Annotated in this window: 20 protein-coding genes; 14 read left to right on the forward strand and 6 right to left on the reverse strand. The window is 41.6% G+C overall.

Annotated elements, in window-relative coordinates:
• Window positions 1-38: 38 nt before the first annotated feature.
• Both HHA42_RS08135 and HHA42_RS08140 read left to right on the forward strand, forming a co-directional pair.
• On the forward strand, window positions 39-686 hold the full coding sequence (locus HHA42_RS08135; RefSeq protein WP_168418869.1) for a hemolysin III family protein: 648 nt from the start codon (window positions 39-41) through the stop codon (window positions 684-686).
• Between the two features lie 186 nt (window positions 687-872).
• A complete protein-coding gene (locus tag HHA42_RS08140) occupies window positions 873-2,186 on the forward strand; it encodes an MFS transporter (RefSeq protein WP_168461520.1) in 1,314 nt (437 codons plus the stop codon).
• Between the two features lie 56 nt (window positions 2,187-2,242).
• On the opposite strand, the gene HHA42_RS08145 is transcribed toward HHA42_RS08140, so the two are convergent.
• Window positions 2,243-3,253: a metallophosphoesterase gene (locus tag HHA42_RS08145; RefSeq protein ID WP_168526092.1), complete on the reverse strand. Its 1,011-nt coding sequence runs from the start codon at window positions 3,251-3,253 to the stop codon at window positions 2,243-2,245.
• A 200-nt stretch (window positions 3,254-3,453) separates the two neighbouring features.
• Here HHA42_RS08145 and HHA42_RS08150 point away from each other — a divergent pair, with 200 nt between their 5' ends.
• Window positions 3,454-5,043, forward strand: a complete 1,590-nt coding sequence (locus HHA42_RS08150; protein ID WP_171525584.1) for a phospholipase D family protein — start codon at window positions 3,454-3,456, stop codon at window positions 5,041-5,043.
• Window positions 5,044-5,100: 57 nt separating this feature from the next.
• Here HHA42_RS08150 and HHA42_RS08155 read toward each other — a convergent pair whose 3' ends face one another.
• On the reverse strand, window positions 5,101-5,919 hold the full coding sequence (locus HHA42_RS08155) for a lysophospholipid acyltransferase family protein (protein WP_168418866.1): 819 nt from the start codon (window positions 5,917-5,919) through the stop codon (window positions 5,101-5,103).
• A 321-nt stretch (window positions 5,920-6,240) separates the two neighbouring features.
• On the opposite strand from HHA42_RS08155, the gene hflX reads away from it, so the two are divergent.
• The 6 genes from hflX to HHA42_RS08185 all read left to right on the forward strand — a co-directional run bounded on the left by hflX (window position 6,241) and on the right by HHA42_RS08185 (window position 10,390).
• Window positions 6,241-7,581: a ribosome rescue GTPase HflX gene (gene hflX / locus HHA42_RS08160; protein WP_168418865.1), complete on the forward strand. Its 1,341-nt coding sequence runs from the start codon at window positions 6,241-6,243 to the stop codon at window positions 7,579-7,581.
• A gap of 34 nt (window positions 7,582-7,615) precedes the next feature.
• Entirely contained in the window at window positions 7,616-7,987 is a 372-nt protein-coding gene (locus tag HHA42_RS08165) for a hypothetical protein (RefSeq protein ID WP_096901574.1), read from the forward strand.
• Between the two features lie 9 nt (window positions 7,988-7,996).
• On the forward strand, window positions 7,997-8,671 hold the full coding sequence (locus HHA42_RS08170; protein WP_168526094.1) for an LrgB family protein: 675 nt from the start codon (window positions 7,997-7,999) through the stop codon (window positions 8,669-8,671).
• Window positions 8,672-8,759: 88 nt separating this feature from the next.
• Entirely contained in the window at window positions 8,760-9,206 is a 447-nt protein-coding gene (locus tag HHA42_RS08175; protein WP_154321023.1) for a DUF2147 domain-containing protein, read from the forward strand.
• Between the two features lie 179 nt (window positions 9,207-9,385).
• The gene (locus tag HHA42_RS08180; RefSeq protein ID WP_168418864.1) at window positions 9,386-9,829 is read left to right on the forward strand and encodes a DUF2147 domain-containing protein; all 444 of its coding nucleotides are present in this window, start codon (window positions 9,386-9,388) and stop codon (window positions 9,827-9,829) included.
• A gap of 108 nt (window positions 9,830-9,937) precedes the next feature.
• Window positions 9,938-10,390, forward strand: a complete 453-nt coding sequence (locus tag HHA42_RS08185) for a DUF2147 domain-containing protein (protein WP_168418863.1) — start codon at window positions 9,938-9,940, stop codon at window positions 10,388-10,390.
• Window positions 10,391-10,473: 83 nt separating this feature from the next.
• On the opposite strand, the gene HHA42_RS08190 is transcribed toward HHA42_RS08185, so the two are convergent.
• The 4 genes from HHA42_RS08190 to HHA42_RS08205 all read right to left on the reverse strand — a co-directional run bounded on the left by HHA42_RS08190 (window position 10,474) and on the right by HHA42_RS08205 (window position 13,574).
• Window positions 10,474-11,322 carry a symmetrical bis(5'-nucleosyl)-tetraphosphatase gene (locus HHA42_RS08190; RefSeq protein WP_168526096.1) on the reverse strand — a complete coding sequence of 283 codons (849 nt, stop codon included), beginning with the start codon at window positions 11,320-11,322 and terminating at the stop codon, window positions 10,474-10,476.
• Entirely contained in the window at window positions 11,322-12,134 is an 813-nt protein-coding gene (gene rsmA, locus HHA42_RS08195) for a 16S rRNA (adenine(1518)-N(6)/adenine(1519)-N(6))-dimethyltransferase RsmA (RefSeq protein WP_168418861.1), read from the reverse strand. Before rsmA ends, HHA42_RS08190 begins: the two co-directional genes overlap by 1 nt.
• 19 nt (window positions 12,135-12,153) lie before the next feature.
• On the reverse strand, window positions 12,154-13,122 hold the full coding sequence (gene pdxA / locus HHA42_RS08200) for a 4-hydroxythreonine-4-phosphate dehydrogenase PdxA (RefSeq protein WP_154321027.1): 969 nt from the start codon (window positions 13,120-13,122) through the stop codon (window positions 12,154-12,156).
• 62 nt (window positions 13,123-13,184) lie between these two features.
• Complete coding sequence (locus tag HHA42_RS08205) at window positions 13,185-13,574, reverse strand: hypothetical protein (RefSeq protein ID WP_154321028.1); 390 nt, start codon at window positions 13,572-13,574, stop codon at window positions 13,185-13,187.
• A gap of 266 nt (window positions 13,575-13,840) precedes the next feature.
• Between HHA42_RS08205 and rplM the strand changes: the two genes are divergently transcribed.
• The 5 genes from rplM (at window position 13,841) to HHA42_RS08230 (ending at window position 16,651) form a co-directional block, all read left to right on the forward strand.
• Window positions 13,841-14,269 (forward strand): 50S ribosomal protein L13, encoded by a 429-nt coding sequence (gene rplM, locus HHA42_RS08210; protein ID WP_004909012.1) that lies wholly within the window; start codon window positions 13,841-13,843, stop codon window positions 14,267-14,269.
• Window positions 14,270-14,281: 12 nt separating this feature from the next.
• The gene (rpsI, locus tag HHA42_RS08215) at window positions 14,282-14,668 is read left to right on the forward strand and encodes a 30S ribosomal protein S9 (RefSeq protein ID WP_154321029.1); all 387 of its coding nucleotides are present in this window, start codon (window positions 14,282-14,284) and stop codon (window positions 14,666-14,668) included.
• 223 nt (window positions 14,669-14,891) lie between these two features.
• A complete protein-coding gene (locus HHA42_RS08220; RefSeq protein WP_168418860.1) occupies window positions 14,892-15,545 on the forward strand; it encodes a glutathione S-transferase N-terminal domain-containing protein in 654 nt (217 codons plus the stop codon).
• Window positions 15,546-15,555: 10 nt separating this feature from the next.
• On the forward strand, window positions 15,556-15,984 hold the full coding sequence (locus tag HHA42_RS08225) for a ClpXP protease specificity-enhancing factor (protein WP_168418859.1): 429 nt from the start codon (window positions 15,556-15,558) through the stop codon (window positions 15,982-15,984).
• 16 nt (window positions 15,985-16,000) lie between these two features.
• Window positions 16,001-16,651 (forward strand): hypothetical protein, encoded by a 651-nt coding sequence (locus tag HHA42_RS08230; RefSeq protein ID WP_168418858.1) that lies wholly within the window; start codon window positions 16,001-16,003, stop codon window positions 16,649-16,651.
• The last annotated feature ends 104 nt before the right edge of the window (window positions 16,652-16,755 follow it).

A 16,755-nucleotide genomic window follows, 5' to 3' on the forward strand; every position in this document is an offset into this window, starting at 1 on the left:
GAATTACTATACAGTTGTATAAATAAAAAAGAACACCTATGAAATTGAATGCGCCTTTAGTACCAGATTATGACCATCAAGAGGAACGGATTAACTATCTGAGCCACGGTATTGGTGCAGCTTTGGCATTAATTGGCGGTATTTTTTTACTGATCAAAGGCGCATACCTGAGTACAGGACAATGGCTAGGTTTATGGGCCTATGCCATTAGTATGGTGTTGCTCTTTTCTGCCTCTATGCTGTATCACATGGCAACTGCTGCAGACCGCCGCTATTTTTATAAAAAGCTTGATCACACTGCCATTTATTATTTAATTGCAGGCACCTACACCCCTTTTCTCTCTATTGCCATCCCTACGCCCAAAGCACAATATTTATTAATTGCACTGTGGATCATTGCCCTAATTGGCACCTTGTTCAAACTGGTATTTATCAACCGTTTTCATAAAATTTCTTTAATTGCTTATTTGGTCATGGGCTGGTTGGCCGTTTTGGTCATGGATGATATGCAGGCCTATTTAAGCAGCCAAGCACTAACTTTTTTACTGATTGGTGGCCTTGCTTACACGGTGGGTGCATTGTTTTATGCCTTAAAACGCGTAAGATATACCCACGCAATTTGGCATGTATTTGTCTTGATTGGTGCAGGAGCGCACTTTTTGTCAATTTATCTGTATGTGATTTAATCGCTCTAAAGATACAGTCATCCATCATGTGTGGATTTCTCAGTATTTGATTAAGTCCTGAGATAACATCTTTTGACTTATTTCTTGTTCAAAAAAGTATAACTGCAAGAAGTATTTGCGATTACAGCTGCACCTCTTCTGTCTGTGCTGAATTATATTTTCAAATTCACTTACATAAGGTCCTGTATGGCATCTTCATCTACTGCTGCCGCTGAACAGCCGACTCAAAATTCTAAATTTCGAGTACTGACTGCAAGCTTAGTCGGTACAACCATCGAGTTTTTTGACTTTTATATCTATGCCACTGCGGCAGTGATCATCTTCCCCTATCTGTTCTTTCCGACCAGTACCGACCCAATGACTGCCACCATTCAGTCACTGGCCACCTTTGCAATTGCCTTTATTGCACGTCCTATTGGTGCAGCCCTGTTTGGACATTTGGGTGATCGGATTGGGCGCAAAGCCACCTTGGTTGCAGCCTTACTGACCATGGGCATTTCCACCGTCTGTATTGGCTTACTGCCAACTTATACACAAATTGGTATTGTTGCACCCTTACTTTTGGCACTATGCCGTTTAGGACAAGGCTTAGGCTTAGGTGGAGAATGGTCGGGGGCAGTACTATTAGCCACTGAAAATGCACCCGAAGGCAAGCGAGCTTGGTATGGTATGTTCCCGCAATTAGGCGCACCCATTGGCTTCATTCTGGCGACAGGCTCTTTCTTAACTTTAGGTGCTTTAATGTCTGAACAAGACTTTATGGCGTGGGGTTGGCGTATTCCATTTATTTCCAGTGCCTTACTGGTCATTGTAGGTTTATGGATTCGCTTAAAATTACATGAAACCCCAGCCTTTCAAAAAGTGCTCAATAAACAAAAAGAAGTGAATGTGCCATTTATTCAGGTCTTTAAAAAGCATTCTAAAATGCTGGTTTTAGGTACCGTAGCTGCTATTTGTACCTTTGTGGTGTTTTATCTAACCACGGTATTTGCCTTACAATGGGGCACCAAACAATTAGGCTATTCACGTGAAGAGTTTTTAAAACTTCAACTGTTAGCCACCTTATGCTTTGCGGCTTTTATTCCTTTGTCTGCGGTATTGGCAGAAAAATTTGGGCGTAAAACTACGTCAATTGCAGTGTGTATTATCTCAGCGATTTTTGGTTTATTCTTTGCCGATATGCTTGCTTCGGGCAGTACATGGGTGGTCTTTATTTTCCTGTGCATTGGCTTGGCCATTATGGGACTGACCTATGGGCCAATTGGTACGGTCTTATCCGAGATTTTTCCAACTTCTGTTCGCTACACAGGTTCTGCCTTGACCTTTAACTTGGCAGGTATTTTTGGTGCATCTTTTGCCCCACTCATTGCTACTAAACTTGCCACCAGCTATGGCTTAGCAGCAGTCGGCTATTACCTGAGTGCAGCATCTATCTTATCTTTAATGGCTTTTTTACTGATTCGTGAAACCAAGCATGATGATGTGAACAATCAAATCTAAGTAAATAAAATCACATTAAAAAACCAGCCGAGGCTGGTTTTTTATTTAAATTAATGTCATAACAATTCAATAATATCAATGGTAGGCGGCACGCCAAAACGAAACGGCACACCCACCATGCCCGTGCCCACCGTCACAAAAACATCAGCATGATCATGCCGATATAAACCTTTTTTATGCCCTAAAATCGATACTTTTTTCATCACATAATCGGTTAACCATGGCAACTCAACTTGCCCACCATGGGTATGTCCTGCCAACATCAGCGGACGAGTTGGTAATTTAGGTACCATATCTACTGTATCTGGGTTATGTGATAACAACACCCACGGCTTGTCTTGAGGTAAATCGGGCATAAAACGCATGTCAGTTTTACCTGCCCACAAATCGCCAATACCCAACAAACGGAACTCGTCAAACTCGACAATCTTCCCTTCAATATCAATTACATTATTTTGTGCCAAAGCCGTTTGTAAAAGTTCTTGAATAGGCGGACCTGGGTACTGTTCATCATGGTTCCCATTGACCGAATACACAGGCGCACAAATCTCTTTTAATACAGCAAGTTCCTGAGCCAGTTTATTTTCAGGTTCATAGGTCCAATCTCCCGCCACGACCACAATATCGGGGTTTTGCAAATTGATTTTTTTCACAATTTGCTTGAGCTGACGTTCATGCCCAGAAAACAAACCAATATGTAAATCTGCAATTAAGGCAATTTTGACAGGCTTTAATAAACGGCGGTCTGCATGAATCTGATATTTAGTGGTTTTTACCTGAATTAAATGCGGTTCTATAAAACGTGCATAACTCAATACGGCGCTAACCACAAATACAAAAATCGCTTCATGAACAGAATAATAGCCTTGCATCCCAGCATAGATACTAAAGAACACCAATGGCGGCAACAGATAAGACAAATAAAATGCCAATAAATGCACAAAGGCTTTGAACGGATGAATGGTTTCGGTATTGGCCTGACTGCGCCATGCTTGCGAAACCGCCCACACCGCTAAAATTGCCATGCCAATATAAAAATACAACACCACCGAATCATTATTCCACATAATTGTTCTCTGTTACGTCATACTGCAGCTGCTCAATGTTGCTGTCATTGAGATAGCAACACGGCACCTTTGCTCGTCGTCTACACACCATTGTCATATTTATCTTTTCATAGCTGACAATTATACTCAAACTCTATTTTTGACTTATTTTCTCCCCATCTGCAGAAAAGGAATTGAATTTGGCAGACCACAGCTCATCCATTCGATGCAACCTCCAGCGCCGCCATGTGTTATGGCTGAGTTGTGCCCTTATTCTGACCAGTTCAGGCTGCAGTACCTTGCCCAAACAAATTGAACATCCAATTCAGATGGCATTTGAAACTGCAACCGACCAAACCAGTTTGGCCAAAATCGTGCTGCCACTACGTGAGAAAAATCCACAACTGACGGGATATCATGTTCTGTATGACCCGCTAGAAGCTTTAGCAGCCCGCATCTACCTGATTAATAGAGCAGAAAAGTCTTTAGACCTACAATATTATATTTGGGATAACGACAAAATTGGTGCACTTGCGCTACATGCCATTATTCGTGCAGCAGATCGTGGGGTAAAAGTGCGTTTGTTGGTCGATGATAACAATGCTAAGAAAATGGAAGGCATTTATCTCGCACTCGATCAGCACAGCAACATCGACATCAAACTATATAACCCGTATCGCTTTCGTCATTATCGTGCGATGGACATGATTCTGGATTTAAAACGTATTAACCGTCGCATGCACAACAAAAGCTTTATTGCCGATAACCAAATTTCTCTGATTGGTGGTCGCAATATGAGTAATCAGTACTATAACGTCAGTGAAAATTATCAATTTTCCGATGTGGATGTCATGCTGGTCGGCTCAGCTTCCGATGAAATCATCCATTCTTTTGATGAATACTGGAATGATGACTACGCCTATTCAGTCAAGCAACTGGTCAATCCACGCCATTACACCTTGCGTTATGAAGGTCTAAAGCAACAACTCGAACAACACTACCAAGAAGCCACTGTACAAAATTATCTAGACTTGGTTAGACGCTCCAAAGCCATTGAAGAATGGATGATGCACAACATCCAGTTTGATTGGGTCAGTGCCGAAGTCGTCAAAGATGCTCCAAGCAAAATTAAAGATCGTGCCTCTAAAGAAGAGCATCTCAATTTTCAGTTACTCAATCACTTGGAAAAGCCCAGCGATAGTGTCGATATTATTTCGGCCTACTTCGTCCCTGAACAGTCTGGTGCTCAAAAACTTAAAGACTTAGCCGATGATGGTATTCAGGTACGTGTCTTGACCAACTCCTTTAAAGCCAATGATGTACCTGTGGTACATGCGTTTTATGCCAAATATCGGCAGGATTTACTGGCCAACAATGTGCAACTGTATGAATTCTTGGCTCGCCCTGAAGTGGAAAACCTCAACACCCATACCGATGAAATTTCCAAAAAAGCCAAAGTCAGCATGAAAGGTCTGAGCCGTTCCAGCTTGCATGCCAAACTCATGGCTTTAGATGAAAAACAAGTCTTTATTGGTTCTTTTAATTTTGATCCACGTTCGGCTTATTTAAATACTGAAATCGGTGTGATTTTAAACAGCCCACCTTTGGCCCGTGCCGTACACCAAACCATGGATGCCAATTTGGCTAAATATGCCTACAAACTGGTTCTAGATGCACAGCAGAATATTCAGTGGCAAATGAAAACACCACAAGGTGAAACCAAAATTCTGAAAAAAGAGCCAGGTATGAAATGGTATCAACGTGCGGCTATGAAAGTCGCCTCATGGCTGCCAATTGAAGGCTTTATGTAGTCTTAACTTGTTTATATGCATGAGCTGATTTTTAAATCAGCTCAGCTCACACCGCTTTTATGATGCAGCCGCTTGTGGTTTCAACACTTTAGCATGTAACTCTGCCAAACCTTCGGTCATGTTCGCTTGCACCACGGCAGTTAAAGATTCTATGTTGTGACCTTCTACCGAAATTGCAGGCAGTGCCATTAAATGTGCCGTTACTTTAGGCATTTCCAACACATCTTTCACATGGTCTACAAAAGTCATGTCATTAATGAACGGAGCAACGGTATCTAGCTCACCCTGTTGATTCACATAACAAATCAAACAAATTTGTACTGGGCGTTTGGCTTCAATTGCAGCCCCTAAAATACGACCATGTACTTTTTTAATTTTAGTACCATCTGAAGTCGTTGCTTCAGGGAAAAATAACACAGGAATATCCTGCTTTAAAAATTGCGTGATTTGTTCACGAATTTTGACTGAGTCTCCAGAGCCACGCTTAATAAATAGCGTCCCGCCACCTTTGGCTAATTTACCCAATAACGGCCATTTTTCAATTTCAGCCTTGGCAAGAAAAAAGACCCGAGCACTTGAACCCAACACAGCAACATCTAACCATGAAATATGATTGCTGACCCATAGCGCAGGATCATGCGGAATTTCACCATGAACTTGCACTTCAATATTAAAAACTTTGCACAACTGACGGCAAAAATACTGCACATAACGGGTGTTATGCGGGTTGTTGGTGTCTTTATACAATTGGTGACGATAGACCAGATAAAACCCTTCGCCAATAGCTCCCGCTGTGGCCAGTACTTTTTTGCTGTATAAGGCAAACTTGGCAAAGCCATGAATTGGAGAGGAATGAGTTTCAACAGCTGGGTTCATAAGGTGATCACTAATTGTTAAACGCAAAATATCGAATATAAGTCGCAAGTAAACTTGGTCTATAGATCGAACAACACATATTTTGCTCATTCTATACTGTTCAATCTGAACTTGCATTGATAATAAAAACCGAATCTGCCCGCTAAAAATGCGACTTTTTGCAAAATTTAAATGAGGCAAATTCAGTATAGAAATCCCCCCAATTGCTGTGACCAACGCCTAAATAGCAATAAAGATAGGCACAAAAAAATCCAGTCATCTAATTCCCTGCACGATCAGTTTTTCTACTAGAATAAAGCTTTAGTAGGGAGATTGCGCTGAGTGGAAAATTTTGTGCCTCATCAAGAAGGCGAACGTGTTGTACTGGTGAGTGTTCAGGTACAAATACTCGAAGACTTAGATGCAGAAGAATTTCAGCTCTTGGCTGAATCTGCAGGTGCAGAGGTCGTACAACACGTCTACACACAACGCAGCAAACCCGATGCCAAACTGTTTATTGGCTCAGGCAAAGCCGAAGAAATTGCCGTATTGGTACAACAGCACGATGCTAATTTGGTGATTTTTGACCATGCACTCAGCCCCGCGCAGGCACGTAATTTAGAAAAAGTGATGCAGTGCCGTGTGGTCGATCGTACCGAACTGATTTTAGATATTTTTGCCCAGCGTGCCCGTACTTACGAAGGTAAATTACAAGTTGAATTGGCACAATTACAACACCTGTCTTCACGCTTGGTGCGCAGTCGCAGCAACCTAGACAGCCAAAAAGGTGGTATCGGCTTACGTGGGCCAGGCGAAACCTTACTTGAAACAGACCGCCGCCTATTACGTATTCGTATGGGGCAACTCAAAGCCAAACTCGACAAAGTGCGTCAAACCCGTGCCCAAGGCAGAGTAGCACGACAAAAAGCCGCTATTCCAACCGTGTCGCTGGTTGGCTATACCAATGCAGGAAAATCTACCCTATTTAATATTTTGGCACAAAGTGATGTCTATGCGGCAGACCAACTGTTTGCAACCCTTGACCCCACGCTACGCCGCTTAGAATGGGATGGCATTGGTCGCTTAGTCCTCGCAGATACCGTAGGTTTTGTACGCAACCTTTCTCACTCACTGGTGGAGTCTTTTAAAGCCACATTGGAAGAAACCTTGGAAGCCAGTTTGCTGTTGCATGTGATTGATTCAAGCAGCCTCGACCTGATGGAACAAATTGAAGCGGTGGAAGGCGTACTCAAAGAAATTGGCGCAGATGTGCCTATTCTTCGGGTTTACAATAAAATTGATGTGTCAGGTGAAACGGCCAAAATTGTCTATGCCAAACCGCATCAACCTGACCGTGTTTATGTTTCAGCGCATTCAGGCCAAGGATTGGAGTTATTAAAACAGGCCGTGCATGAGTGTCTGATGGGACAAATTCAGCCATTTGAACTCAAACTACAACCTGCCTATGGCAAATTGCGCAATCAACTGTATGAACTGAACGTCATTCAATCTGAACACTATGATGATCAGGGACAATTGCTGCTACAGGTCAATATGGCGCCTCACAAATTGGAACAACTGATTAAACAGGCACATTTACCGATTGAAGAAATTTTAGGTGCGCAGGCGGAACAATTTAAACGTCCGTTAGAAGCATTTGAAATTGATGATCAGATCGGTTAAAACGTGATAAGTGAAATTTTAACGAAAGATCAAAATGAGCAGAATAAAACAGATAGACTGGCCAGCATGGATCGGCACACTCCTCTTGATTATTGTGTTTCGTGAAGCCGCAGTATGGATCATGACTCAGTTTAATCACCCAGAACTTGGCAATTTAGTGGGCTTGCTCAGTTTATTGGCGGTCTTATTTACTTGGCGCAAACTCAGCAAAATTCCTGCTCGTTTGGTCGATACCAACAACAAAATCATGAAAGAAAGTGCATTTGCCTTTTTACCTATTAGCGCAGGTTCACTGATCATGCTGACCCACATGGGCAAACAAATACCAATCTTTCTGATTGTACTGTGTATCAGCACCCTCATTCCGCTTTGGCTCTATGCCAAAATGGCAAAACGCTGGTTGTAGGAGATTAAAATGTTATCTGTTTTATATGGTTTTTTAATCACCCTCATTGCCTATGTTCTGGCAAAACCTTGCAACCAAAAAGTGCCGCAAATTCCTGTAATTGTCTTTGGCATGTTCTTTGTGCTGCTGCTGTTATACATTTTTGGGATTCCTTACGAAAATTACATGGCGCAAACCAACCCTATTTTTAATCAATTATTGGGTTATGTGACGGTGGCACTGGCCATTCCACTGGCCGCTATGCGTTATGACGATTTACCACTAAAAGCCATTTTAGGCATTTTACTATTTGCCAGCATCAGTGCTGTAGCCCTACCTATGGGACTGGCATATACCTTACACATGTCTAGTGCCGATATTATGGCCTTTGCTACACGTGCCGTAACCACACCTATTGCCATTAACATCGCCACACTTTTGGAAGCCCCAATTCAACTGGCTGTCTTGATTGTGATTTTATCGGGTGTTGTAGGTGCTGCTTTCTCACCTTTTATTTTAAGACACATCAATGATGAACGTGCCTCTGGTTTGGCTTTAGGTCTGGCTGCGCATGCAATTGGGACCGCCCAAGCTTGGCAACGTGGTAGCGTAGCTGGACGTTATGCCGCCTTTGGTATGGCCGTCAATGCAGTATTTACCGCAGTATGGCTGCCAACTTTTATACTGTATTTACAAAAAATGTGACTGAGCAATCACTTATTTAGACTTGTCGAGTTTTAACTTTCTTTTTACTATGAAATATCCAGTTAGCCAAAAACAAGGAACATTGAACATGGTCAAGATGAAACTCACCGTTGCCTTAATCTGCTCAGCGTTAGGAAGTTTTGCGCTAGCTCAAGATATTACGGGTACTTGGAAAAATATTGATGACAAAACAGGTTCATCAAAAGCAATTTTAGAAATTCGTCAGGAAGCCAATGGCACCTATACGGCTAAAATTGTCAAAGTTACCCCTCGTCCTGGCTACACCCCTAAAGATACCTGTGTCAACTGTCCTGCGCCTTATACCAACCAACCTATTTTAGGAATGGATATACTTAAAGGCTTAAAACATACAGGTGGTACTAACTTCTCTGGTGGAAAAATTATTGACCCATTAAACGGCAATATCTACAGCACCAAAGCCAAATTAAGCAGCAATGGCAAACGTCTGACCATGCGTGGTTATGTGGGCGTATCTGCTTTAGGACGTAGCCAAACTTGGATTAAAAGCGACTAATTAATTGCTTCACTTTTCACTTAAAATGCCACACGTTCGTGGCATTTTTTATTGGTTTTCTTACATTTTAGTCGCAACTTTAAGATTAATTTTTTCTCAAATCGCTTGACTCCTACCACAACTCGCTTTATATCTTGAATAAACCTCTGTGATCAATTTCGGCAATCAAAGGAACTGATATGAAGAAAAATTTACTGATAGGTGCATTTGCAAGCTTAATGTTCAGTGGCAGTTTATTTGCTGCAGACTTAACTGGAACTTGGCAAAGCATTGATGACAAAACTGGCTCACCTAAGGCTTTAATTGAAATTACCAAAGCGGAAAATGGCACGTTTACGGGTAAAATTGTCAAAGTCACACCACGTGCAGGCTATACCCCTAAAACCATTTGTGTCGATTGCCCTGCACCATATACCAATAAACCACTTGTAGGCTTAGAAATTATTAAAGGTTTACAACATGTGGATAACAACAACTATGCCAACGGGCGTATTCTTGATCCACTTGCAGGCAAAATGTACAGCTTAAAAGGACGTCTTGCTGCCAACGGTAAACGCCTAACCTTGCGTGGTTATGTCGGAATTTCCGCCATTGGTCGGACACAAACGTGGATTCGTCAATAAAATCTAACGCATAGTGTCGCATCGGTCATTTTTTCAAGATCCTCAGGGCTTTGTTCAAGCCCTATTCAGAGATTAGACTAGCTGCAAAGACCGAGTAAGGGAAATAAAATGATTCAAAAATTGGCTTTAGGAATAGCCGTCATCTTCGGCAGCCTTAGCACTTTGGCGATGGCACAAGATTTAGCGGGCACTTGGCAACAAATTGATGATAAAACAGGCTCACCCAAAGCTGTCATCGAAATTCGTAAAGAAGCCAATCAAACCTATACGGGTAAAATTATTAAAGTAACTCCACGTCCAGGTTATACCCCACGTGAACTCTGTAATAAATGCCCTGCGCCCTATACTAACCAACCTATTTTAGGGATGGACATTTTAAAAGGCTTACAACAAGTCAAAGACAGCAATAATTACGAAAAAGGACGCGTAATTGATCCATTGGCAGGTCGTATTTACGATGCAAAAATTCGCCTCAACTCGACAGGTAAGCGCTTGACTTTGCGTGCTTATATGGGGGTATCTACACTAGGTCGAAGCCAAACTTGGATTCGGATTCAATAAAATTCAAGATAAAAATAGCCACTTTAATAGGTGGCTGTTTTCATTTCGACATCACATTTTCAAATTATAAAGATAAAGTATTGTTACCATTCTGCCAGCGGATTATCCACTGCAAACAATTGCTGATCTTCCAAACGATACGCCATGAGCTGATTGCCCCACACACAACCGCCATCTACATTTTGAATATTGTCAGCTACCCTTTTCCCTTGCAATGCCGCCCAATGACCAAATACGATTTGATGTGTTTGCGCAGCTAAAGATGGATATTCAAACCACGGTTTAAAACCTTCTGGCATCGGGTCATCTAAGGCATCTTTAAAGCTGAACTCCAAACCACCCTGTAAATTGGCTAAACGCATACGGGTCAAATAATTGGTAATACAACGTAAACGCGCATGTCCCGTTAAATCATCCGACCAAACTGTAGGTTCTGCCCCATACATTTCCTTAAAAAATGCATCCACCACAGCAAAATCTTCATGCCCAATGACCGCTTCGACTTCTTTAGCATAGGCTGCTGTTTGTGCAGCATCCCAAATATGGGAAATACCTGCATGGGTCAAAATCGTATTTTCATTCGGAAAAAGACACAAAGGCTGTTTGCGTAGCCAGTCAATTAAATCATCACTGTCAATCGCATCAATTACATCGCGGGTATTGTCTTGCTCTTTAATTTTCTTTAAGCCACGTGCGCCTGCTAACAGCGTCAAATCGTGATTGCCTAAAACTGTTGCTGCAACGCCGCGATCGACCAGTTTTTTAATAAAGCGCAATGCACCAATTGAGTTTTCACCACGTGCAACCAAGTCGCCAGCAAACCAGATAAAATCCTGATCAGGGTCAAACTGTATTTCTTTAAGTAACAGTTTCAGGGCTTCAAAGCAGCCCTGTACATCGCCAATCACATAGTTGTATCGAATTTCTGCCATTAACTCACCATTTGATCTGCCAATGCGACAAATGCTTCCAAACTTAAAGTTTCAGGACGTGCCATTGGGTCTACCCCTGCACGCTCAAATGCATCTTCAGCCAACATGCCTTTTAAGCTATTACGTAAAGTTTTACGACGCTGGGTAAAAACATGCGACACCAAACGTGCCAATGCCTTTTCATCTTTGGCAATAATTGGTTTGGTTGCATAGGGTTCTAAGCGAAATACAGCAGAAGTCACTTTAGGCGGTGGGTTAAATGCACCAGGCGGCACTTCAAACAAGAAGGTTGGCTTGCAGTAATATTGCATCATCACCGACAAACGCCCATATTCTTTGGTGTTTGGCGATGCGGTAATACGATCCACCACTTCTTTTTGCAGCATAAAGTGCATGTCTTTGACTTTGTCGCCAAATTCTAAGAGATGGAACAATAACGGAGTCGAAATATTGTAAGGCAAGTTCCCGACCACACGTAAAGGACGGCCTTCAGCAAATAATTCACTAAAATCGTATTTCAGGGCATCACTTTCAACAATGGTCAAGCGTTCGGGATGCGGTACACGCCCTGGCAAGCCTGCAGCCAAATCACGGTCTAACTCCACTACAGTCAAGGCATCACACTCACCAATTAAAGGTGAGGTCAATGCAGCCAAACCCGGCCCAATCTCGATAATATTATCACCCGGACGTGGGTTAACAGAGCGTACAATTTTGGCAATCACACGTTGGTCATGTAAAAAGTTTTGACCAAAGCGTTTACGAGCCTGATGCCCTTCTTCCTTTGGGTTTAGGGCATTAATTTGATACATAAAGATTTCCAAGCTGAGATTATGAACGTGCTAAATCCAGCGCTAAATCGACAGCAACATGCAAGCTAGAACTTTTCGCAAGTCCTGTACCTGCGAGGGAGAGCGCTGTGCCGTGATCGACTGAAGTGCGAATAAACGGTAAGCCTAAAGTAATATTAATTGCTTCACCAAAGCCCTGAGATTTTAACACAGGTAAACCCTGATCGTGATACATCGCCAATACTGCATCAGCATCTTTTAAATTTTCAGGGGTAAACAACGTATCTGCAGGCAAACTCAGGCTTAGGTTTTCCCCACGGTTACGGTAATTTTGCAGCACAGGATTAATGACTTCAATTTCTTCCATGCCTAAATAACCATCTTCACCCGCATGTGGATTCAAACCACACACCAACACTTTAGGATGCTCGATCTTAAATTTACTTTTTAAATCATGCAGCAAAATATCAATCACCTGCTGCAAACGTGTTTTGCTAATCGCATCTGCAACTGCACGTAACGGTAAATGCGTTGTTACGAGGGCAACACGTAGCGTTTTAGTCGCCAACATCATCACCACACGTTCTACACCTGCAAACTCCTGATAATATTCAGTATGTCCACTAAACGAAATGCCCGCTTCATTAATAATCGATTTTTGTACTGGCGCTGTCGCAACACCGACACTTTTACCCGTCATGGCATACGATGCAGAACGACGTAATTGCTCTAACACATAAGCCGCATTTTGAGCATTTAAATGACCAAGTTGTACCTCTGCGGCCAAGGGCACATGTTCAACATACAACTGCCCCACTGCAGCTGCGTGCTGCTGACCTAAATATTCAATCAATTCGACTTTTTGGTTTAGAATTTCGGCACGTTGTTGTAATAATTGATGATCTGCCAATACCACAATTGGACGCTCATCCACTCGGTCTGCCAAACTCAAGCAAATATCAGGTCCAATCCCTGCGGGTTCACCACTGGTGACATATAAAGGTCGCATAAATGCTCAGTCCAGATTTATCTAAGGATAATTAAAGTATAGCGCCATCTTAGTTGATTGTTTTATTTCCAGTCCAAGATAAATCGAGTCTGCAAAATCCCTTGCACATGCGCCCATTCAGAAATAGCGGTAACAGCAACACCCAATAACAGCCCCATCATCAATATTTTTTGTGATTTTTTCAGCACCTCCCGATATTGGGTGTCTGCTAAACACAGCAAAATGATTCCACCAACGCCATACAATAAAAATGGGAAAAGTGCTAAATGGAAAAAAATTGAATACAGTAATAAGATGCTAAACACATCCACACCATATACAGCACCCAATACTACAAAAGCCAGCATATAGACACTGAGCAATGTAATAAAACATCCAGCAATAAATTTAATGAATTTTGAAGTAGGTAGATCAGACTGCTGCTGTATTTCTGATTGCAAATCTTGCGACATCCTATCCCCCCTTTTGTTTCAATATTGTCTACTAAAAACTTTACTTATATCCCTATAAAGGCGATTTAAAACAGCATAAATCTAGGCTTTTAATGTTGAATGTTACAAATTTATTCAACTTTTCTTTTGTATTTAAGCTCGCTAAAATATAGCGCTTAAAATGTGACATTTCCATTGTGGTTCTAGTTAATTTCAGGTAGAATTCGGACTCCTTTTTGTTTGGACAGCTTCCATAGTCCAAACCAACTATAATAGGTAGTGGTTTAATGAAAACTCTCAGCGCTAAGCCAGCTGAAGTTCAACACGACTGGTACGTTGTTGATGCTTCTGGCAAAACTCTAGGTCGCCTTGCGACAGAAATCGCTCGTCGTTTACGCGGTAAGCACAAAACTTCTTATACTCCTCACGTTGACACTGGTGACTACATCGTTGTTATCAATGCTGAGCAAGTTCAAGTGACTGGTAACAAATCACTTGATAAGAAATACTATCGCCACACTGGTTTCCCTGGTGGTATCCGTGAAACTAATTTCGAGAAATTAGTTGCTCACAAACCAGAAGAAATCTTCCAACGCGCTGTAAAAGGCATGTTGCCAAAAGGTCCTCTTGGTTATGCTATGATCAAGAAAATGAAAGTGTACGCTGGTGCTGAGCATCCTCACACAGCTCAACAGCCACAAGTTTTGGACATCTAAGGGATACAGCACATGGCTACTAATTATGGTACAGGTCGCCGTAAGACCGCAACTGCACGTGTTTTCTTATCAGCTGGTACAGGTAAACTCGTAATTAACAACCGTACTCTTGAGCAATATTTCGGTCGTGAAACTGCTCGTATGATCGTACGTCAACCGTTAGAACTTCTTGAAGCTACTGACAAATATGACCTTTACATCACTGTTGCTGGTGGTGGTATTGGTGGTCAAGCTGGTGCTATCCGTCACGGTATTACTCGTGCATTGATCGCATCTGACGACACTTTAAAACCTGCTCTTCGTCAAGCTGGTTTCGTTACTCGTGATGCTCGTGAAGTTGAACGTAAGAAACTTGGTTTACGTAAAGCACGTAAACGTCCACAATTCTCTAAACGTTAATTCGTTTACCGAATCGGACACAAAAAGCCTTGGATTTTCCAAGGCTTTTTTATTTGCATAACAACACCAAGATATACGATTCAACCAAAATCTACACTTTAGCTACTTATAAAACCCAATCAGCATCTCAATAAATATCTCATACACTTTTGTCAGGTTTGCTGCGTGATTTTAGTCACCAAGTCTAGTATCCTATTCTATTCATTTGGTTTTATATCGGATTATGTCAGTCGAAAACGCACCTTTACAAGGCATCACCCTCTATAGTCATGCAGACGACTTTCGCTCACATTGGATTCGTTACGTTCTTGCCGAAAAACAAATCAAATATCAACTGATTCTTGTCGATCATGAGGATGAAGACCTCGCTAGTCTCAATCCCTACAATCAATTGCCCATATTATTAGAAAATGATCTCAAATTATTCAATAGCAGCATAATTTCAGAATATCTAGATGATCGTTATCGACAAAATAAGCTCTATGCCGATGCCCCTATGCCACGCGCAGAACAACGTCAATATATCTGGCGCTTTGAGCACGATTGGTTCAAGCTCGCCGATGACATGCTGCGCCACCCTGACAGCTTAAATAGCCAAGCACAACGTACAGCACAAAAACAATTACGTGATACACTCATTTCACTCACACCACTGTTTCAACATTATCCTTTTTTTATGTCTGAAACATTTAATATTTTAGACTGCATGCTAGCGCCATTATTTATACGACTCAAAGCCATGGGCATTGAGCTACCCAAACAACACTGTAGACCTATTTTTCTCTATTGCCAGCGTATTTTTAATCGCCCTGCATTTTTAAAATCAATGACATTGCAGGAAAAAAACCGCTATCAGGAATTTTTAATTCATACTTAAAGAGCACATTATGTCTGAATCTGAAATCAACTTAAGTCCGACCCGTCCCTATTTAGCTCGCGCAATTTATGACTGGATTTGCGACAACCAACTCACGCCACATTTATTGGTAGACGCTACACAGCCGAATACGCTTGTTCCTGAACAATTTGTGCAGGATGGTCAGATAGTATTAAACATTGTTCCACATGCTGTACACGCCTTACACATGAGCAATGATGCAATTACATTCTCCGCACGCTTTGGTGGTGTTTCACGCGACTTATATGTGCCAATGAATGCGGTACTAGGGATTTACGCTCGAGAAAATGGACAAGGCTTATTCTTTGATCCGAGCGAGTATCAACATATCCAAAATGATGAAGATGCTTTAGAATTAAAGACTGAAGAAAAACCCGAACAAACTAAGAAAAAACCAAGCCTTAGATTATTAGATTAAAACAATGGAGTAGTGAATGGCTTTTGATTTAGTACAATATTTTGCAGCGCAGATTAAACTTCAAAAGCCATCGCTTTTGAAACAATATGACTCGGTAGAGCGTGATCAATATATTCAAGAAATTAACGCACTCAGCCTAGGTAAATTGGTAAGTTTATGGCGTGAAGATAATCAAAAACTTTATCAGGAAATAGATAGCCAAGATGAACTCTATATTCAAGAAGTTGCACGCCGCCTAACCACATCAACTGCCAATGAATCCACACTAAGCAAAACCGAACTAGAGCACAACATTAGTGAAATACTAGCCTTACAATTGGCTGAGCTCAAGCAACTGGATCATACTGGCAATTTTGGTAATAAAGGCATAGGCGAGTTATTGCTTGGCCAAATCGAGCATTTATCTGGTCAGGCTGATGATTGGATTTGGTCAACAAACGAACTAACAGAGCTAAAAGGCTCTAAACCAATTCCACAAGAAGAGCTATCATTAGAAGCATCAATGAAGGAGTTTAATCAAATGGTTCAACAACATAGCCACGACAATCACGCAGAAATTGAGCTTATAGAAGCAACTGTTCCAACATGGTCTAAAGTTTTAGAGCCTATTGTTGCAATTGCGATTCTTGCTATCCTTTGGTGTGCTGTTACTCAATTATTTGCTTGATAACACTTCAGTCAAACTAGACCAATTTAAAACCATCCATTGATGGTTTTATTTTTTGGTGTTCTTTATTTTTATTCTTTTTAATTTTAATTCAGGCATAAAAA

The sequence above is a fragment of the Acinetobacter sp. A3 genome (assembly GCF_012371415.1).
GTDB lineage: Bacteria > Pseudomonadota > Gammaproteobacteria > Pseudomonadales > Moraxellaceae > Acinetobacter.